The sequence below is a fragment of the Massilia sp. CFBP 13721 genome, assembly GCF_014842025.1.
Taxonomy (GTDB): domain Bacteria; phylum Pseudomonadota; class Gammaproteobacteria; order Burkholderiales; family Burkholderiaceae_D; genus Telluria.
Genome location: NZ_JACYUY010000001.1, coordinates 333,038 through 353,287, shown reverse-complemented (window position 1 = coordinate 353,287; position 20,250 = coordinate 333,038). Strand labels below are relative to the sequence as shown.

The window sequence follows — 20,250 nt, the reverse complement described above, 5'->3', positions numbered from 1 at the left end:
CCGAGCGGAGACGACGATGGCCGAACTACAGACACAACCGGAACAGGGCGCCGCCACGCTCGAAGTGAGCGACTTCGGCAGCCTGCTGCAAAAGGAATTCAAGCCGCAATCGGACAAGGCCAAAGAATCGGTCGAGAACGCGGTGCGCACGCTCGCCGAGCAGGCCCTGCAAGGGGCCAACATGGTCTCGGGCGACGTGCTGGCCACGATCGAAGGCCTGATCGCGGCCCTCGACCAGAAGCTCAGCGAACAGATCAACCTGATCCTGCACACGCCCGAATTCCAGTCGCTCGAAGGCGCCTGGCGCGGCCTGCACTACCTCGTCAACAATACCGAGACCGACGAGATGCTCAAGATCCGCGTGCTCAACATCTCGAAGAACGACCTCGGCAAGACCCTCAAGAAATTCAAGGGCACGGCCTGGGACCAGAGCCCGATCTTCAAGAAGATGTACGAGGAAGAATTCGGCCAGTTCGGCGGCGAGCCCTACGGCGCGATCGTGGCCGACTACTACTTCGACAACAGCGCGCCCGACGTCGAGCTGCTGTCGTCGATGTCGAAGGTCGCCGCCGCCGCCCACGCCCCCTTCATCGCCGCCGCCGCGCCGTCGGTGATGCTGATGGAATCGTGGCAGGAGCTGGCCAACCCGCGCGATCTCACCAAGATCTTCCAGACCCCGGAGCACGCCGCCTGGCGCTCGTTCCGCGAGTCCGAGGATTCGCGTTACGTCGGCCTGGCCATGCCGCGCTTCCTGGCGCGCCAGCCCTACGGCGCACGCACCGATCCGGTCGAGGAGTTCGATTTCGAGGAAGACACCTCGGCGCCGGGCAGCAAGAACTACACCTGGGCCAACGCGGCCTATGCCATGGCCGTGAACATCAACCGCTCGTTCAAGGAATACGGCTGGTGCTCGCGCATCCGCGGCATCGAATCGGGCGGCGCGGTGGAGGGCTTGCCGGTGCATTCCTTCCCCACCGACGACGGCGGGGTCGACATGCAGTGCCCGACCGAGATCGCCATTTCCGACCGGCGCGAGGCGGAACTGGCCGCCAACGGCTTCATGCCGCTGGTGCACAAGAAGAACACCGACTTTGCCGCCTTCATCGGCGCCCAGTCGCTGCACAAGCCGGCCGAATACGACGATCCGGACGCCACGGCAAACGCCAACCTGGCGGCGCGCCTGCCGTACCTGTTCGCCACCACGCGCTTCGCGCACTACCTGAAATGCATCGTGCGCGACAAGCTCGGCTCGTTCAAGGAGAAGGACGAGATGCAGCGCTGGCTGACGAAGTGGATCATGCAGTACGTCGACGGCGATCCGGCCAGTTCGAGCGAGTCGACCAAGGCCAAGAAGCCGCTGGCGGCGGCCGAAGTCGTGCTCGAGGAAGTGGAGGGCAATCCCGGCTACTACACCTCGAAATTCTTCCTGCGGCCGCATTACCAGCTCGAAGGCCTGACCGTGTCGCTGCGGCTGGTTTCCAAGCTGCCTTCAGCAAAAGCCTGATTGTTTTCATTTGTCCGCGCGGGCGGGTAGGCCGTCCGCGCATGGGGTGTGCAACCACGCCGGGCCGCTTGCGCCCGGCAATAACCGGAGAGTGACATGGCATTGGATATGTTCATCAACATGGGCGCCATCAAGGGCGAGTCGCGCGACAAGACGCAGGGCAAGGCGGGGGACATCGACATCCTCGCCTGGAGCTGGGGCATGAGCCAGTCCGGCACCACCCATACGGGCGGCGGCGGCGGCGCCGGCAAGGCCAACTTCCAGGACCTGTCGTTTACCAAGTATATCGACGCTTCGTCGAACGCCCTGATGAATGCGCTGGCCAAGGGCAGCCACATCGACAAGGTGATCCTGATGGTGCGCAAGGCCGGCGAGGGCCAGCAAAAATACATCCTGATGACGATGGAAGAAGTGCTGGTGACCTCGATCTCGACCGGCGGCAGCGGCGGCGAAGACCGCCTCACCGAAAACGTCACGCTCAACTTCGGCAAGGTGACCTTCGCCTACACGCCGCAGGACAGCAAGGGCACGGTCGCCGGCGACAAGACCTTTACCTGGAATATCGCCGAGAACGACGGCAACGTGGCCTGATTTCCTGGCCGGCGCTGCGCTCCCGTGCGCGTGCGGGAGCGCAGCGCGCCGCTTCGCCAGCCCGTCCCGAGGCCGCCTGCGGCCGCGGGGCGCTCGCCGGCACCCGCTGTGACCATCCAACCGTTGCGCCGCCACGCGGCCGGGAGCACTCGAATGCTTGCGCAAGAACTCGTTCGTGAGGGGAAGCTCGGCGCCGCGCTCGGCGCGCTGCAGGATGCGGTGCGCAAGGACGCGGCCGACGTCAAACTGCGCATCTTCCTGTTCCAGCTGCTGGCCGTGATGGGCCAGTGGAGCCGTGCGCTGACCCAGCTGAACGTGGCCGGCGAACTCGATGCCGCCACGCTGCCGATGGTGCAGACCTACCGTGCGGCGATCCAATGCGAGGCCCTGCGCGTCGACATCTTCGCCGGCAAGCGTGCGCCCCTGGTCTTCGGCGAGCCGCAGCCCTGGCTGGCGCAGCTGATCGAAGCCCTGAAATACGACGCATCCGATCCGGCCCAGGCCGCGGCCATGCGCGCACGAGCCTTCGAGGACGCGCCCGCATCGAGCGGCAACATCGACGGCGTGGACTTCGCCTGGCTGGCCGATGCCGACGCGCGCATGGGTCCCGTGCTCGAAGCGATCGTCAACGGCCGCTACTTCTGGATTCCGCTGGCGCGCATCGCCCGCATCGAATTCGATGCCCCGAGCGACCTGCGCGACACCGTCTGGAGTCCGGCCACCTTTACCTGGACCAACGGCGCCAGCACCGTCGGCCTGGTGCCGACCCGCTACAGCGGCACGCTGCAGGGCACTGGCGTCGACGACAGCCTGCTGCTGGCGCGCCGCACCGAGTGGGTGGGCGACGAGATCCGCGGCCAGCGCATGTTCGTCAGCGACGCCGGCGACCATCCGCTGATGAACGCGCGCCTGGTCGCCTTCGACGCGAGCGGCGACGCCATGGGGGACGACCCGGACGGCCCGGACGACGCTGGCGGCGATGCTGCGGTGAACAATGGCTGAACTCGCACCCAGGGAGCGGCTGCAGCCCTCGCTGCTCGACCGCCTGACCGACGACGAACCGAACAAGACGGCCGAACCGCGCGAACGCCGGGTGCTGTCGCTGCGCAGCCTGCGCGAAGGCGTGCTGCGCGACCTGGCCTGGCTGCTCAACACCACCAGCCTGCTGTCGGTGGTGGAGCTGGACACGCTGCCGCACGTGGCCAATTCGGTCCTCAACTACGGCGTACCGCATTTGTCGGGCCATTCGATCGTCAACCTCGACCTGTCGCGCCTGGAACGCGCGATCCGCCAGGCCATCTGGGACTTCGAACCGCGCCTGATCCGCTCGACCGTGACCGTCAGGGCGGTGGCCGGCGGCAGCGCCGAGCACAACAAGCTGACCTTCGAGATCGAGGCGGACATGTGGGCCCAGCCTTACCCGGAACGCCTGTTCCTGAAAACCGAGCTCGATCTCGAGGCAGGCGCCGTGACGCTGGTCGACACCGCCCGGAGCGGCGCATGAACCCGCGCTTCCTGCGTTACTACAGCCAGGAACTGCAGCACCTGCGCGAGATGGGCGGCGAATTCGCCCAGGACTACCCGAAGATCGCCGGCCGCCTCGGCCTCGACGGCTTCGACTGTACCGATCCGTACGTGGAGCGGCTGCTGGAAGGCTTCAGTTTCCTCGCCGCGCGCGTGCAGATGAAGCTCGATGCCGAATTCCCGCGCTTTACGGGGCACCTGGCGGAACTGGTGTACCCCCATTTCCTGGCCCCGACGCCATCGATGGCGGTGGTGCAGCTGCAGCCCGATCTCACCAATCCCGCCCTGCAGAAAGGCTTCACGGTCGCGCGCGGCAGCGCCATGCGCAGCGTGCTCGGCAAGGACGACAACACCGCCTGCGAATACCGCAGCGCCCACGACCTGACCTTGTGGCCGGTCGAACTGGCCGAGGCCAGTTTCGTCACCATCAGCGGCGCCCAGACCGGCGTTACCCTCCCGCCCGCGGTCAAGGCCGGCATCCGCCTGCGCCTGAGGACGAGCGGCGCGGCGTTTCGCGACTTGCCGCTCGACCGCCTGTGCCTGCACCTGCGCGGCGCCGACGCGCTGCCGGTGCGCATCTACGAAATGCTGTTGGGTAGTATCGAAGGCGTGCTGGTCATGCCGGGCGCACGGCCGGCCGGCTGGCATGCGCTGTTGCCGAAGACGGCGCTGCGCCCGCGCGGCTTCGGCGCGGACGACGCGCTGCTGCCCGCGGGGGGGCGCAGTTTTGCCGGCTACCGCCTGCTGCAGGAATATTTCGCCTTCCCGCAGCGCTACCAGTTCGTCGACCTGTGCGGCCTGCGCGCTAGCCTGGCGCGCTGCGCCGGCAAGGAAATCGAGATCACGATCCTGCTCAACCGCGCCGATGCGCAGCTCGAAAAGACGCTCGACGCCAGCCACTTCGCCCTGCATTGCACGCCGGTGGTCAACCTGTTCGAACGGCGCGCCGACCGCATCAGCGTCTCGGGCGAACAGTTCGAGTACCACGTGCTGGTCGACCGCACCCGGCCGCTCGACTACGAAGTGTTCCAGGTCGCCGCGGTGACCGGTTATGGCAGCGGGCCGGGCGCGGAGCAGGCCTTCCGCCCGTTCTACACGGCGCGCGACCTTGGTGGCCGCGGCGGCCACGACGGCGGCCAGGCCTATTTCCAGATCCGCCGCGAGCCGCGCGTGCTGTCGCAGCGCCAGCGGCGCGACGGGCCGCGCTCGAGCTATGTCGGCAGCGAAGCCTTCATCTCGATCGTCGACGCGGCGCGCGCGCCGTACAGCAGCGACCTGCGCCAGCTCGGCCTCACGGTGTGGTGCACCAACCGCGACCTGCCGCTGTCGATGCCGCTCGGCGTCGGCAAGACCGATTTCCTGCTCGAGGCGGGCGCGCCCGTGACCGCGGTGCGCTGCCTCACCGGGCCGAGCCAGCCGCATCCGTCGTTCGCCGAGGGCAGCGCGGCCTGGCGCCTGCTGAACCACCTGTCGCTGAACTACCTGTCGCTGCTCGATACCGATCCGGCGCAGGGCGCGGTTGCGCTGCGCGAGATGCTGGCGCTGTATTGCCACCCGGGCGACCTGCACAGCCAGCGCCAGGTCGAGGGCGTGCGCTCGATCGCATCGAAAGCCATCACCCGGCGCATGCCTTCGCCGGGGCCGATCACCTTCGGCCGCGGTATCGAGATCAGCGTCACCTTCGACGACGCCGCCTTCGAAGGCACCGGCGCCTTCCTGCTCGGCGCGGTGCTGGCCGAGTTCTTTGCCGAGTATGTCTCGATCAATTCGTTCACCGAAACCGTGATCAAGACGCTCGCGCGCGGCCAGATCATGCGCTGGCCGGCCAGGGGAGGCACATGCGCGATCCTGTAGCGCTCGAGGCCGAACTGGAGGCGCGTGCGGCGCGCATGGATTTCTTCCAGGTGCTGCGCCTGATCGAAAACGCCTATCCGGCACTGCCGCGCATCGGCACCTCGCTGCGCCCGCGCGACGACGCGGTGCGCCTTGGACAGGATCCGGCGCTGACCTTCCATCCGGCCGCGCTCGGCGCCTTCATGCGCACCGGCCCGCAGGCGCGGGCGCGCCTGGCGGTGAATTTCTTCGGGCTGCTGGGCGCCAACGGACCGCTGCCGACCCATCTCACCGAATACGTCCGCGACCGCCTGCGCCACGGCGGCGACCCCACCTTGCGCGCCTTCCTCGACGTATTCCACCACCGCATGCTGTCGCTGTTCTACCGCGCGCGCGCCAGCGCCGAGCCGGCCATCAGCCTCGACCGCGCCGACGGCGACCGCTTCTCCAGCTTCGTCGGCAGCCTGTTCGGCATCGGCGCTCCGGGTTTGCGCGAGCGCGACGAGATCGGCGACTTCGCCAAGCTGCATTTCGCCGGCCTGCTGGCCAACCGCGCCCGTCCGGCGTCCGGCCTGGCCTGCATCCTGCGCGACTATTTCAGGCTGCCGCTGCACATCGAGCAGTTCGCCGGCCACTGGATGGCCTTGCCCGAGGAAGTCCAGAGCCGCATCGGCATGGCGGGCGCCGCCAGCGAGGGCAACCGCCTCGGCGATTCGCTGGTACTGGGGCGCAAGGTCTGGGATTGCCAGAACAAGTTCCGCATCGTGATCGGACCGGTCGGCTATGACGATTACCGCCGCTTCATGCCGGGCGGCGACAGCCTGCGGCGCCTGCTGGCCTGGGTCCGCACCTATTGCGGCCTGGCGCTCGACTGGGAGGTGCGCCTGATCCTCGACAGGCGCGAGATGCCGCCGCTGCGCTTGGGCGGCCCGACCCGGATGGGCTGGAGCAGCTGGCTGGCCAGCGCCCCGCCGTGCCACGATCCGGACCAGATGCGCATCAGCCGCAGCAGCATCGAAGCGCAACAGGCAAAACAACATTCATAACGACGCTGGTAACAAAAGGGGATGATCATGGCCGACATCAGTCGTGTGGCATTGTTTGGAAAGCTGAACAGCCTGTGCTACCGGGCAATCGAAAGCAGCACCGTGTTCTGCAAATTGCGCGGCAATCCGTATGTGGAAGTGGCGCACTGGCTGCACCAGATCGTGCAGCTGCCCGACTCCGACCTGGTGCGCATCGTCAAGCAGTACGAACTCGATGCGGCGAGCCTGGCGCGCGACCTGACCGCCGCGCTCGACCGCCTGCCACGCGGGGCGACGTCGGTGACCGACCTGTCGTCGCAAGTCGAAGAGACGGTCGAGCGCGCGTGGGTCTACGGCACGCTGATGTTCGGCGAATCGCAGGTCCGCTCGGGCCACCTGGTGGTCGGCATGCTCAAGACCACCGGCCTGAGGAACGCCCTGTACGGCATGTCGAAGCAGTTCGAGCGCATCAAGCTGGAACACCTGAGCGACAATTTCGGCAAGCTGCTGGCGTCGTCGCCGGAAGCGCAGATGGCGGCCACCGATGGATTCATGGGGAACAGTGCGGGCGGCGGCGCCGCGCCCGGCGAGGCCAGCGGCGCGATCGCCCCGGCGGCGATGGGCAAGCAGGAAGCCCTGAAAAAATTCACGGTCGACCTCACCGAACAGGCGCGCGCCGGCAGCATGGACCCGATCGTCGGGCGCGACGACGAAATCCGCCAGATGGTCGACATCCTGATGCGGCGGCGCCAAAACAATCCGATCATGATCGGCGAAGCCGGCGTCGGCAAGACCGCCGTGGTCGAGGGCTTTGCCCAGCGCATCGCGCGCGGCGACGTGCCGCCTTCGTTGAAGGACGTCGAATTGCGCACGCTCGACGTCGGCCTGCTGCAGGCCGGCGCCAGCATGAAGGGCGAATTCGAGCAGCGCCTGCGCTCGGTCATCGACGAAGTCCAGGCCAGCCCGCGGCCGATCATCCTGTTCATCGACGAAACCCATACCCTGGTGGGCGCGGGCGGCGCGGCCGGCACCGGCGACGCCGCCAACCTGCTGAAACCGGCGCTGGCGCGCGGCACCCTGCGCACCATCGGCGCCACCACCTTCGCCGAATACAAGAAGCACATCGAAAAGGATCCGGCCCTGACCCGGCGCTTCCAGAGCATCCAGGTCGACGAGCCGGGCGAGGAACGCGCGATCCTGATGATGCGCGGCGTCGCCTCGACCATGGAAAAACACCACAAGGTGCAGATCCTCGACGAGGCGCTGGAAGCGGCGGTCCGGCTCTCGCACCGCTACATCCCGGCGCGCCAGCTGCCCGACAAGTCGGTGAGCCTGATCGACACCGCCTGCGCGCGGGTGGCGGTCAGCCTGCATGCCACGCCGGCCGAGGTCGACGACAGCCGCAAGCGCATCGAGGCGCTCGAGACCGAACTGGCCATTATCAAGCGCGAAGGCGCGATCGGCATCGACACCGGCAAGCGCGCGCTTGATGCCGACGGCCTGCTCGGCGCCGAGCGCACCCGCCTGGCCGCGCTCGAGGCGCGCTGGGAAGAGGAACGTGGCCTGGTCGACCAGTTGCTGGCGCTGCGCGCCCGGCTGCGCGACGGCGCCCAACCGGTCGAGGGTACCGGCAGCAAGCTCGAAGCCGCGGCGGACGCGCCGGCCGCCGGCCTCGCGCCGGAACAGCGCACCGAGCTGATGGCGCAACTGCGGGGTGTGCAGGCCACGCTGGCCGCGCTGCAGGGCGAGACGCCGCTGATCCTGCCCACGGTCGACTACCAGGCGGTGGCCGCCGTGGTCGGCGACTGGACCGGCATCCCGGTCGGGCGGATGGCGAAGAACGAGATGGAAACCATCCTGAACATCGCGTCCACCCTGAGCGAGCGCGTGATCGGCCAGGACCACGCGATGGAGATGATCGCCAGGCGCATCCAGACCTCGCGCGCCGGCTTGGACAACCCGAGCAAGCCGATCGGCGTGTTCATGCTCGCCGGGACCTCGGGCGTGGGCAAGACCGAAACCGCGCTGGCGCTGGCCGAAGCGCTGTATGGCGGCGAGCAGAACCTCATCACGATCAACATGAGCGAATACCAGGAAGCGCATACGGTGTCGACGCTGAAGGGCGCGCCGCCCGGCTACGTCGGCTATGGCGAGGGCGGGGTGCTGACCGAAGCGGTGCGCCGCAAGCCGTATTCGGTGGTGCTGCTCGACGAAGTCGAGAAGGCGCACCCGGACGTGCACGAGATTTTCTTCCAGGTGTTCGACAAGGGCTTCATGGAAGATGGCGAAGGGCGCTTCATCGACTTCAAGAACACCCTGATCATCCTGACCACGAATGCCGGCACCGAACTGATCGCGGGCCTGTGCAAGGACCCGGACCTGATGCCCGATCCGGAGGGCATGGCCAAGGCCCTGCGCGAGCCGCTCCTGAAAGTCTTCCCGCCGGCGCTGCTGGGGCGCCTGGTGACGATTCCGTATTACCCGCTGTCTGACGAGATGCTGGGCAGGATCGTGCGCCTGCAGCTGGGCCGCATCAAGAAGCGCGTCGAGGCGCGCTACAAGATCCCGTTCACCTATTCGGACGACGTGGTCAAGTTGGTGGTGTCGCGCTGCACCGAGAGCGAATCGGGCGGGCGCATGATCGACGCGATCCTGACCAACACGATGCTGCCCGATATTTCGCGCGCATTCCTGACGCGCATGATGGAAGGGGTGGCGATCGGCGCGGTCAGCGTCGAGGCGCAAGAGGGGCAGTTCCGTTACGCATTCGCATGACAGAGCAAGGCTGTGTCACATAACCCGATCAACACCAGGAGAAGCGGCATGAAATGCAAACTTGAAGGCTGCAACGTTGAAATTGCGGAGAAGCTCACCGCGAAGGCCAAGAAAGCGAATATCTACCTGGCGACAGGCTTCTGCAGCGCCGAATGCAATGCGAAACGGCCCGACAAGGCCAAATCGCTGACGGTGGTGTTCGCGGTCCCGGACGCGCTCCAGGAATCGGTCGCAGCCGGCGCCGAAACGGCCAAGTACCGCAGGACGATGGCGACGCTGCTTGGCATCAAGGACAAGAACCATGCGCCGCACGGATCGAATTTCAACCAGGCCCAGAGCAAATGGCAAATCATTGCGAACCTGATGGAGCCGGTCCAGGGTGACTTGCGCACGACGGCCGAGGCAACGCTCAACAATACCTATGGCTGGTATCCGGGCAAGTGAAACGGACGTTGGACGGTCGACTGGTTTAACGGCAAGCTGGCGTCGCAACCGGCGGGAGGCATGTTGCTGGATGAACCCAGGCGGTATTGAAGAGAGGATGCCTGGCACGCTTGGGCGACTGTCGCATGGTTCGACGAAGAATGGCTGCGGCCGGCGGCAAGAGATTGCATCGACTTATTCTTTCGACCATACTACAAGTTACGACGAGGTGCCGCGGAGGAGAGCCATGCCAAACCAGGTTTCGATGGGAGCAATGATGACCTGCAGCTTCGGCGCGGCGCCCGCGCCGCTGGTGGTCCTGCCCAAGAACAAGGTGCTGTGCGAAGGTCCGCCCGCGGCCAACATCATGGACCACGTGCCGCTGGTGAACGTCATGCCGTTCGGCGTCTGCAGTTCGCCGGCCAACCCGACGGTGGCCGCGGCGACCGCGGCGGCGCTGGGCGTGCTGACCCCGATGCCCTGCATTCCCGCCACCAGCGCGCCCTGGATCACCGGCGCGCCGACCGTGCTGATCGCCGGCATGCCGGCGCTCGACAACGTCTCGAAATGCATGTGCAACTGGGGCGGCGTGATCGGTTTCAGCACACCCGGCACGGCGAAGACCATGATTCCCTGATTCCCTGACTCGCCCGACACGTCCGGCGCGGGTACCCGCAAGCGCGGCCCGCATTTCTCGACCAACCCTGGAACACCCATGGATGCCATCCAAGCGAATCGCGAAGCAAGCGTCAGGACAGCCCTGGCGGACGACGTGCTGCTGTTCGCCGGCATGAACGGCAGCGAGGAGCTCGGGCGCCTGTCGCAATTCACGGTGCGCCTGCTCTCGAAGGACGCCGGCCTCAAGATCGCCGACGTGCTCGGCAAGCCGATGACCGTCGAGCTGGCAACCGACGAAGAGGGCAGCCTGCGCTATTTCAACGGCATCGTCACCCGTTTCGCCAGCACCGGCTGGAGCGGCGAGTTCGCCAGCTACGAGGCGACGCTGCACCCCTGGCTCTGGCTGCTCAAGCGCGCCTCGAACTGCCGCATCTTCCAGGACATGTCGGTGCCCGACATCGTCAAGCAGGTCTGCCAGGCCTATGGCGGCGCGGCCGTGCTGTCGGTGGCATCGCTGAGCGGCGAGTACCCCGCCTTGCCGTATTGCGTGCAGTACCGCGAGACCGACTTCGACTTCGTCTGCCGCCTGCTCGAGGGCGCCGGCATCTACTTCTTCTTCACCCACGAGGCCAGCAGGCACACGATGGTGCTGGCCGATTCCTATGGCGCGCACGCGCCGATTCCCGGCTACGGCGGCCTGAAATTCGCGCGCGCGGCGCGCCGCGGCGAATGGGCGGAGGAGAGCGTGTCGAGCTGGAATGCGGGTGGGACGATTGCGTCGAGCAAGTACGTGCTGAACGATTTCGATTTCGAGAAAGCCACCAACAGCGCCAGCGGCGGCCTGCTCGCCACGGCCAACATCGCCGCCGGTTTCGACCAGGCGTCCTACGAGATGTTCGACTATCCCGGCGACTACACGGTCGCGGCCCAGGGCAATGCGCTGGCACGCGGGCGCATCGAAAGCCTGCACGGCCAGTGCGAGCAGATCGAGGCGGCCACGGATGCGCGCGGACTCTACCCGGGTGGCCTGTTCAAGCTGGCCGACCATCCGAGCGAGGACCAGAACCGCGAGTACCTGGTCACTTCCGCGCGATACGAAGTGACCGGGAACGATTACAGCAGCGGCGCCGGCGGCTTCGGCGTCGCCTGCCGGATCGGCGCCATCGGCAAGGAGCACCCGTACCGGCCATTGTGGACGATTCCGCGGCCGGTGGTGCGCGGGCCGCAGACCGCGATGGTGGTCGGCAAGGCCGGCGAAGAGATCTGGACCGACAAGTACGGACGCATCAAGGTGCAGTTCCATTGGGACCGGGTCGGCAAGCACGACGAAAACAGTTCCTGCTGGGTGCGCGTGGCGCAGGGCTGGGCCGGCAAGGCCTGGGGCGCGATGACGGTGCCGCGCATCGGCATGGAAGTGGTGGTCAGCTTCCTTGAGGGCGACCCCGACCGGCCGCTGGTCACCGGCTGCGTCTACAACTCGGACGCCATGCCGCCCTATGCGCTGCCGGAAAACCAGACCAGGTCGACGGTCAAGAGCCAGTCCTCGAAAGGGGGCGAAGGCTTCAACGAACTGCGCTTCGAGGACAAGAAGGGCAGCGAGGAAGTGTTCATGCAGGCCGAGCGCGATTTCCTGCGCGTGGTGAAGAACGACGACGTGCTGAAGGTCGGCTTCGAGACGGCCGAGAAGGGCGACCAGACCATCGGCATCAAGAACGACCAGGCGCTCACCATCGGCCATGACCAGAGCGTCGCCATCGACGGCAAGCAGGCCGTCAAGGTCGGCACCACCATCGTGATCGAGGCCGGCACCTCGATCGAACTGAAGGTGGGCGGCAGCAGCATCAAGATCGAAGCGGCCAAGATCACCATCAAGGCGCCCGAAATCGAGGTCGCCGCCGACGCCAATGCCAAGGTCACGGCGGGCGCGATGATGGAGGTGAAAGCCGGCGCGGTGATGACGATCGGCGGCGCGCTGGTAAAGATCAACTGACGAACCACCTGACGACGACACGATGCTGCTGACCCTGCGAATCCTGACCTATCGTAACCAGCCGGTACCGCCGGCCCCCGCCGTGCGTTTCGGCGAGGCGGGCGGCAATATCGGCCGCTCGGCCGAGAACACCCTGGTGCTGGACGATCCGAGCAGGTACATCTCGCGCGTCCATGCGCGCGTGTTCGTCCAGGATGGCGCGTTCATGCTGGAAGACCTGGGCAGCAATGCCAGCGTCGTCAACGACAAGCCGGTCGGCAAGGGGGTGCAGGTGGCGCTGGCCCACGGCGACCGCGTGCTGCTCGGCGACTACCTGCTGCAGGCGGTGGTCGAGACGGCGCCGGCCACGCCCGCGCTGGCGCCGGCGCCGCGCAACGATACGGCGCTGCCGCTGTTCGAGCCGCCCGCGCCGGCGCCGCCGCCGCAGTTGCCCGCGCTCGACTTCGCCCAGGCGCCGGCGCCGGCCGCGGCGGTGGCCACGCTGGCCCCGGGCTTGCTCGATCCGCTCGCCGGCGCCAGCATCCTCGACGTGCTGCCCGGCCAGCAGGCCTTTGCCAGCGATCCGCTCGGCCTGAACCTGCTCGCACCGGCGCCGGCCCGGCCGCGCCACGGCGCGGACAGCGACCATGTGTCGCCGGAACTGGCCGCGCTGGGGCGGCGCCAGCCCCAGGCGGGCGCGGCGCCGAGCTTCGTGCCGGCGCTGGCGGCGTCGGCCGGCGCCGGCTTTGCGATTCCCCAGGATTACGACCCGCTGGCCGATTTCCTTCCGCTCGCGCCGGCCGCGCCCGCGCCGCCGCCCGCTGCGCCCGCTGCGCCTGCGCAGCCCCCCACTGTGCCCGCGCATTGGCCTGCGGCGGCGCCGCCGCCGTCCGCTGCGCCGGCACACGGGCTCGATCCGACCGAGCCGACGCCCGCCGAACAGACGGCCATCGTTCCCGCTGTCGTGCCGCGGCGTGCGCCGCCGCCTGCGCCGGAGCGGCCGCCGTCCGCGCCGCCGGCGATGGTGGCGCCCGGCGCGCAGGACGAGGTGCTCGCCGCGCTGCTGCGCGGGCTCGGCCTGCCCGACCTGCAACTGCAGCGCCCGGCCACGGAGGTGGCCGAGACGGTGGGCGCCATGCTGCGCGAAGCGACCGCCGGCACCATCGACGTGCTGATGGCGCGCGCGGTCACCAAGATGGAAAGCCGCATCGAGCGGACCATGCTGTCGGTGCGCGCCAACAATCCGCTCAAGTTCTTCCCGAACGCCGACGGCGCGCTGACCCAGATGCTGACCGGCGCGATGGCCGGCTACATGGCCCCGCGCGACGCCGTCGCCGGCGCCTTCGACGACCTGCGCGCGCACGAGCTGGCGGTCATCGCCGGCATGCGCGCGGCCCTGGGCGCGGTGCTGCACCGCTTCGACCCGGCGCAGATCGAGGCGCGCCTGGCGGTGCCGACGGTGATGGACAAGGTGCTGAGCGCGAACCGCAAGGCCAAGCTGTGGGACCGGCTGGTCGAGGTCTATGGCGAGATCGCGCGCGAGGCCGACGACGACTTGCAGCGCCTGTACGGCGAAAAATTCTCGGAAGCGTACGAAGAGCAGGTGGCGCGCCTGCGCCAGGCGAAGGAACGGGGTCCGCGCTAGGGCGTGACGGTTCATCCTTACAGACAGGGGCACTATGGCATGGAAGAACAAGGTGGTCTGGTCCGAAGGCATGCTGCTGCAGCCGCAGCACCTGCAGCAGCATGACCGCTATTGGCAAAGCCAGCTGGAAAGCCGCGTCGGCGCGCTGCGGCCGTATGCCTGGGGCTTTTCCGAGCTGAAGATCGACGAGCACCAGCTCGCGCTCGGCAAGCTTGCACTGCGCGCCTGCAGCGGCGTGCTGCCGGACGGTACGCCCTTCATGCTGCCGGCCGACGACGAGCTGCCGCTGCCGCTCGACGTCCCGCCGGACGCGCGCAACGTCTCCGTGGTGCTGGCGCTGCCGCTGCGCCGCCACGGGATCGCCGAGGTGGCGGACGGCCCGGACCCCGACAATTTCGCGCGCCATCGCCCCGATGACTACGAAGTCTGGGACAGCAACGGCCTCGACAACAGTGCCTTGCTCCAGATCGGCAAGCTGCGCCTGCGCCTGGCGCTCGCGCCCGAGGTGGCGCATGCCTACGCAAGCCTGGGCGTGGCGCGGGTGGTCGAACGGCGCGCCGACGACCGCCTGGTGCTCGACCCCGACTACAGTCCCCCCTGCCTGGATTTTCGGGCCGCACCGCGCCTGGCCGCATTCGCCGACGAGCTGGTCGGCCTGCTGCATGCGCGCGGCGACCTGCTCGGCGCGCGCCTGTCGCAGCCGGGGGCCGCGGGCGCCGCCGAGATTGCCGACTTCCTGCTGCTGCAACTGCTCAACCGCGCCGAACCGCAGGTGATCCACCTGGCCAGCGCCACCGGCGTGCACCCCGAAACCCTCTACCATGTGCTGGTCGGGCTGGCCGGCGAACTGGCCACCTTCACCGATCCCGGCAAGCGCACGGCAAGCTACCCGGTCTACCGCCACGACGCGCTGGCCGACACCTTCGCCCCGGTGATCGTCGACCTGCGGCGGGCGCTGTCGACGGTCATGGACACGCAGGCGGTGCCGATCCCGCTCGACGAGCGCCAGTTCGGCATCCGGGTCGCGGTGGTGCCTGACCGCGAGCTGCTCAGGTCGAGCAGCTTCGTGCTGGCGGTGAACGCGCACATGCCGCCGGAAGCGTTGCGCGGCGTGTTTCCGGCCCAGGTCAAGATCGGCTCGGTCGAAAAGATCCGCGACCTGGTCAACCTGCAGCTGCCCGGCATCGGCTTGCGGCCCTTGCCGGTGGCGCCGCGCCAGCTGCCTTTCTATGCCGGCTATACCTATTTCGAACTCGACAGCGGCAGCGAGTACTTCCAGCACCTGCACCAGTCGGCGGGGTTTGCGATGCACGTGGCCGGCGATTTTCCCGGCTTGCAGATGCAGTTCTGGGCCATCCGGAGGTAATGCGCCATGAGTACACAGGATCCACCCAAGCCGCCGCAGGATCCGGATGCGACGATGCTTGTGCTCAATCCGGGCGGCAGGCGCGGGGCCGCTGGCGCCGGTCCCGGTACGGCCACTCCGGCAGCCGCACTCATGCCGGAACCGGCGCTGCCGGTGCACGCGGTGCCGCCCGGGACCGGCCTGAATCGCCTGGTGCGCGCCGCCAATCCCTTGCTCGACCTGGTCGTCCCCCTGCGCCACACGACGCAGCCGCCCGACCTCGGCGCATTGCGCGAGCGCCTGGCGCAGGCGATCCGCAGCTTCGAAGCCGAGGCGCGCGCCGACGGCGTGCCGCTCGAATCGATCGCGGCCGCCCGCTACGCGCTGTGCACGCTGCTCGACGAAGCCATTTCCGGGACCGCCTGGGGCAGCGGCGTCTGGGGTTCGCGCAGCCTGCTGGTGGCCTTCCACAACGAGGCGTCCGGCGGCGAGAAGTTCTTCCTCGTGCTGCAGCGCCTGTCGCAGGACCCGGTCCAGCACCTCGACCTGCTCGAACTGATGTACCTGTGCCTGGCGCTCGGGCTCGAAGGGCGTTTCCGCCTGGCCGACGGCGGCCAGTCCCAGCTGGCGGCGCTGCGCGAGCGCCTGCTGCAGCTGATCCGCCAGCACCGCGGCGCGCAGGAAAGCGACCTGTCGCCGCACTGGCGCGGAGAAGCGGCTCCCGCCCAGTCGCCGCTGCGGCGCACGCCGCTGTGGGTACTGGCCGCCGGCGCCGGCGCGCTGTTGCTGGCGGCGCAGCTGGTCGCCTCGCATTTCCTGAACCGCGCCTCCGATCCGGTGTTCGCGAAACTGTCGGCGCTGCGCCAGCAGGGCACCCCCGCGGCGCCCGCCGTGCAGCCGCCGGTGCAGCCGGCCGCGCCGTCGCGGGTGGCCGGCTTCCTGGCGCCGGAAGTGGCGGCGGGGCTGGTGACCGTGACCGAAACGGCGGGCCGCACCACCATCACCTTGCGCGGCGAGGGCATGTTCGGGTCCGGCAGCGCCGAGGTCGACGGCCGGATGACGGGGCTGCTCGCGCGCATCGGCGAAGCCCTCGCGACCCTGCCCGGCAAGATCGTCGTCATCGGCCATACCGACAACACCCGGCCCGGCCTGTCGGCGCGCTTCCCGTCGAATTACGACCTGTCCAAGGCGCGCGCGCAGAGCGTGCTCGCCGCGCTGGCGGCGCGCGCCGGACCGCCGGCGCGCTACAGCGTCGAGGCCAGGGGCGACGCCGAACCGCTGGTGCCGAACGACAGCCCGGCCGGGCGCGCGCGCAACCGCCGTGTCGACGTGGTGGTGCTGGCGCCGGCGAACCCGTCGTAAGCCCGCACCGCGGGACCGTGCCGTTCCCTGTATTTAAGTTCCCATTTGGCCGCTGCGGCGGAAGATCATGAAACGTCTGTTTTCCTGGTTGTTCAAGCGGCAGGTGCTGGCCCTGATCGGCGTGACCCTGCTGGCGCTGGTGTTCTGGTTCGAGGCGCCGCTGCTCGCCTTCGACGGCAAGGAACCGTTCGCGGGCAGCGGCGTGCGCTGGTTCTTCATCCTGCTGATGTACGCCGCCTGGGCCCTGTGGTACGGCGCCAGGGCGCTCAAGGCCCACCTGGCGAACCGGCGCCTGATCGCCAGCCTGGCCGCCGCCAATGCGCCGCCGGCGGCGGCCGGGGTGGCCAATGCGGCGGCGCTGCAGGAGCAGGTGGCGCTGCAGCAGCGCATGCAGCAGGCGATGGACGTATTGCGCAAGGCGGCGCCGGGCAAGCGCACCTGGGGCAGCCAGTACCTGTACCAGCTGCCCTGGTACATGTTCGTCGGCGCACCCGGCAGCGGCAAGACCACCGCCTTGCTGCACTCGGGCCTGCGCTTTCCGCTGGCCGACAGCATGGGCGCGGGGGCCATCGGCGGCGTCGGCGGCACGCGCCAGTGCGACTGGTGGTTCACCGACGAGGCGGTGCTGCTCGACACCGCCGGCCGCTACACCACCCAGGACAGCGATGCCGAGGCCGACCAGGCCGGCTGGCATGCCTTCCTCGGCCTGCTCAAGAAGCACCGCCCGCGCCGCCCGATCAACGGCATCATCGTCGCGCTCTCGGTGGCCGACCTGCTGCAGCAGGGGCCGGCCGCGCGCCAGGCCCAGGCGCAGGCGATCCGCGCCCGCATCAAGGAATTGCACGAGCGTCTCGGCAGCAGTTTCCCGATCTACGTCACCGTCACCAAATGCGACCTGCTGGCCGGCTTCATGGAGTTCTTCGACACCATGGGACGCGAGGAGCGCGCCCAGGTCTGGGGCATCACCTTTCCGCTCGCGACAGGGTCAGGTGCCGGCGCGGCGGCGCTGGCCCAGTTCCCGGAGCGCTTCCTCGAGCTCGAGCAGCGCCTGCAGTCGCGCGTGCTGGTCCGCCTGCAGGAAGAGCGCGACCTGCAGCGGCGCGCGCTGCTGTACCGGTTTCCGCAGCAGTTCGCCGGCCTGGGAGAGGTGCTGAAGGGTTTCCTTGACGCGGTGTTCGAGCCGACCCGCTACGAACAGGGCGCGCAGTTGCGCGGGGTCTACTTCACCAGCGGCACCCAGGAAGGCAGCCCGATCGACCGCGTGCTGGGAGCGCTGGCCGCGACCTTCGGATTCGAGCGCAAGGTGCTGGCGCCGAATGCCGCCGGCGGGCGCAGTTACTTCATCACCTCGCTGCTGCGCGACCTGGTTTTCAAGGAAGCCGGGCTGGCCGGCATCGACCCGATGTTCGAAGCGCGCCGGCGCCGCCTGCGCTGGCTCGGCGCGGCCGTGGCGGTGCTGCTGGCCGTGCTGTTCGGCGCGGGGCTGGCCACCAGCTACCTGCGCAACGAACGCACCGTGGACGAGGTCGATGCGCGCACCGACGCCCTGGCCAAACTGGTGGCGGCTGCGCCCGCCAACGGTTCCGTGCTCGACGCGCTGCCGATGCTCAACGCCGCGCGCACGCTGCCCGGCGGCTACGAGGAACGCGCAGCGGGCGCGCCCCTGCTCGAGCGCTTCGGCCTGAACCAGGGCGACAAGCTCGGCGCCGGCGCGCGCCTGGCCTACCAGCGGCTGCTGCGTTCGGCGCTGCTGCCGCGCGTGATGGCGCGGATCGAGGAAGTGCTGCGCCGCGGCGACGCCAACAACCAGGAGCAGCTCTACGAAACCCTGCGCGTCTACCTCATGCTCGGACAGCCGGAGCACCTGGAGCCGGAATCGGTGCAGGCCTGGCTCGACATCGACTGGCGCCGCAGCCTGCCGGACGCCACACCCGCGCAGCGCGACGAACTGGCCGCGCACGTGGGCGCGCTGTTCGACGCCGGCGCCGCGGCCGCGTTTGATCCGCCGCCGCTGGACGCCAGCCTGGTCGGCGCGGTGCGCTCGACGCTGGCGCTGATGCCGCTGCCCGAGCGCGTCTACAACCGCCTCAAGCGCAAGGTCGCGGCGGCGCGCCTGCCCGAGACCAGCGTCAACCGCGCCGCCGGGCACGACGTGTCCGCGCTCCTGGCCCGCAAGAGCGGCGAACCGCTCACGCGCGGCGTACCGGGCCTGTTCAGCGTGGCCGGCTATCGCGAGCTGCTGAAGGGAGCACCCGGCGCCTTGGCCGAGATCGCGAAGGACAGCTGGGTCCTCGACCGCCGCGAAGCGGAAGGGGCGCTCGGGGCGCTCGGCGGCGACCAGATGAACGCGGCCGTGTTGCGCCTGTACTACGCCGACTATATCCGCGCCTGGGACGCGCTGCTGGCCGACGTGCGCATCGCGCCGTTTTCCAGCCTCGACCAGGGCGCGCGCATCACCAACGCGCTGGCCGGCGCCGACTCTCCCCTGAAGGCCTTCCTGACGGTGGCGGCGCGCGAGACGACCCTCGGCGCCGAAGCCGGCAAGCCGGCGGTGGTGCTGGACCAGAAAGTGCTGGGCAAGCTGTCGGAAGCGCGCCGCAAGCTCGAGGCCGCGCTCGGCGGCGAAGACCTGGCGGCGCCGGCGGCGGCCCCGGCCAATCCGGTCGACCAGCATTTCGCGCCGCTGCACAAGCTGGTCGGCAGCGCGGCCGCACCCGGCACGCTCGACGCCCAGCTGGCGCTGCTGAAGGACGCATCGCAGTTCTTCGATGCGGCCGACCAGGCGCGCCGCGCCGGCACCCCGGCCCCGAGCGGCGAGGCCCTGCAAAAGGTCAAGCGCGCCGCCGAAGGGACGCCGCCGCCACTCGGCGAGATGCTGCAGAACGTCGACAATGCCGGCGCCAGCCTGACGCTGGGCAGCGAGCGCGCGCGCATCCGCGCCCTGTGGGCGGGCGAAGGGGCGCGCTTTTGCAGCGCGGCGATCGCCGGGCGCTATCCGCTGGTGCGTGGCGCGGCGCGCGACGCCACGCTCGAAGACTTCGGCAAGTTCTTCGGACCGGGCGGGCTGATGGACGACTTCTTCGCCAAGAACCTGGCGGCGCAGGTCGACATGGCGGGCAGCCAGTGGCGCTGGCGCGACATGGATGGCAGCGGCGGCGCCGCGAACGGCATCCCGCAGGACGTGCTGAACCAGTTCCAGCGCGCGGCGCGCATCCGCGACATGTTCTTCGCCGGCGGTGCGCGCCAGCCGTCGCTGCGTTTCGACCTGGCGCCGCAGTCCGGCGACCCGGCGCTCACGAAGGTCGTGCTCGATATCGACGGCCAGCCGGTGGCCTGGGCGCCGGGCACGCCGGCGCGTCCGGTGCCGATCACGCTGCCCTCCGGGAAAGGCGGCGGCCTGGTCCACCTGGAAGCGGCGCCTCCGCTGCGCGCCGAACTGCGCAGCGAAGGTCCATGGGCCTGGTTCCGCATGATCGACAAGGGCACGCTGATGGCGAGCGGGCAGCCCGAGCGCTATACGCTGGTGTTCGACCTGGACGGGCACAGGATGAGCTACCAGCTGACCGCCAGCAGCGTCGTCAACCCCTTCCGGCGCGAGACGCTCGAAGGTTTCCATTGCCCGTCCAGCTGGTGAGG

At 69.0% G+C, this 20,250-nt stretch carries 14 protein-coding genes; all 14 read left to right on the top strand.

What is annotated here, in order from left to right; all coding sequences use genetic code 11:
• Positions 1-16: 16 nt before the first annotated feature.
• The 14 genes from tssC to tssM all read left to right on the top strand — a co-directional run bounded on the left by tssC (position 17) and on the right by tssM (position 20,248).
• Positions 17-1,504, top strand: a complete 1,488-nt coding sequence (gene tssC, locus IFT60_RS01435; protein WP_192048685.1) for a type VI secretion system contractile sheath large subunit — start codon at positions 17-19, stop codon at positions 1,502-1,504.
• Positions 1,505-1,600: 96 nt separating this feature from the next.
• Positions 1,601-2,095 (top strand): Hcp family type VI secretion system effector, encoded by a 495-nt coding sequence (locus IFT60_RS01430; RefSeq protein ID WP_192048683.1) that lies wholly within the window; start codon positions 1,601-1,603, stop codon positions 2,093-2,095.
• A gap of 153 nt (positions 2,096-2,248) precedes the next feature.
• Positions 2,249-3,097, top strand: coding sequence for a type VI secretion system accessory protein TagJ (locus IFT60_RS01425; RefSeq protein ID WP_192048681.1), 849 nt, complete (start codon positions 2,249-2,251; stop codon positions 3,095-3,097).
• Positions 3,090-3,599 (top strand): type VI secretion system baseplate subunit TssE, encoded by a 510-nt coding sequence (gene tssE / locus IFT60_RS01420; RefSeq protein ID WP_192048679.1) that lies wholly within the window; start codon positions 3,090-3,092, stop codon positions 3,597-3,599. Before IFT60_RS01425 ends, tssE begins: the two co-directional genes overlap by 8 nt.
• On the top strand, positions 3,596-5,473 hold the full coding sequence (tssF, locus tag IFT60_RS01415; protein ID WP_192048677.1) for a type VI secretion system baseplate subunit TssF: 1,878 nt from the start codon (positions 3,596-3,598) through the stop codon (positions 5,471-5,473). Before tssE ends, tssF begins: the two co-directional genes overlap by 4 nt.
• Entirely contained in the window at positions 5,458-6,498 is a 1,041-nt protein-coding gene (gene tssG / locus IFT60_RS01410) for a type VI secretion system baseplate subunit TssG (RefSeq protein WP_192048674.1), read from the top strand. The genes tssF and tssG overlap by 16 nt, the downstream gene beginning before the upstream one ends.
• 27 nt (positions 6,499-6,525) lie before the next feature.
• Positions 6,526-9,252 (top strand): type VI secretion system ATPase TssH, encoded by a 2,727-nt coding sequence (tssH, locus tag IFT60_RS01405; protein WP_192048672.1) that lies wholly within the window; start codon positions 6,526-6,528, stop codon positions 9,250-9,252.
• Between the two features lie 48 nt (positions 9,253-9,300).
• A complete protein-coding gene (locus IFT60_RS01400; RefSeq protein ID WP_192048670.1) occupies positions 9,301-9,696 on the top strand; it encodes a hypothetical protein in 396 nt (131 codons plus the stop codon).
• Between the two features lie 226 nt (positions 9,697-9,922).
• Positions 9,923-10,312 carry a DUF4280 domain-containing protein gene (locus IFT60_RS01395; RefSeq protein WP_192048668.1) on the top strand — a complete coding sequence of 130 codons (390 nt, stop codon included), beginning with the start codon at positions 9,923-9,925 and terminating at the stop codon, positions 10,310-10,312.
• A 78-nt stretch (positions 10,313-10,390) separates the two neighbouring features.
• Positions 10,391-12,283, top strand: coding sequence for a type VI secretion system Vgr family protein (locus IFT60_RS01390; protein ID WP_192048666.1), 1,893 nt, complete (start codon positions 10,391-10,393; stop codon positions 12,281-12,283).
• Positions 12,284-12,305: 22 nt separating this feature from the next.
• A complete protein-coding gene (tagH, locus tag IFT60_RS01385) occupies positions 12,306-13,907 on the top strand; it encodes a type VI secretion system-associated FHA domain protein TagH (RefSeq protein WP_192048664.1) in 1,602 nt (533 codons plus the stop codon).
• A 34-nt stretch (positions 13,908-13,941) separates the two neighbouring features.
• On the top strand, positions 13,942-15,273 hold the full coding sequence (tssK, locus tag IFT60_RS01380; protein WP_192048662.1) for a type VI secretion system baseplate subunit TssK: 1,332 nt from the start codon (positions 13,942-13,944) through the stop codon (positions 15,271-15,273).
• 6 nt (positions 15,274-15,279) lie between these two features.
• Positions 15,280-16,614 carry a type IVB secretion system protein IcmH/DotU gene (gene icmH, locus IFT60_RS01375; RefSeq protein ID WP_192048660.1) on the top strand — a complete coding sequence of 445 codons (1,335 nt, stop codon included), beginning with the start codon at positions 15,280-15,282 and terminating at the stop codon, positions 16,612-16,614.
• A 67-nt stretch (positions 16,615-16,681) separates the two neighbouring features.
• Positions 16,682-20,248: a type VI secretion system membrane subunit TssM gene (gene tssM / locus IFT60_RS01370; protein ID WP_192048657.1), complete on the top strand. Its 3,567-nt coding sequence runs from the start codon at positions 16,682-16,684 to the stop codon at positions 20,246-20,248.
• Positions 20,249-20,250: the final 2 nt, after the last annotated feature.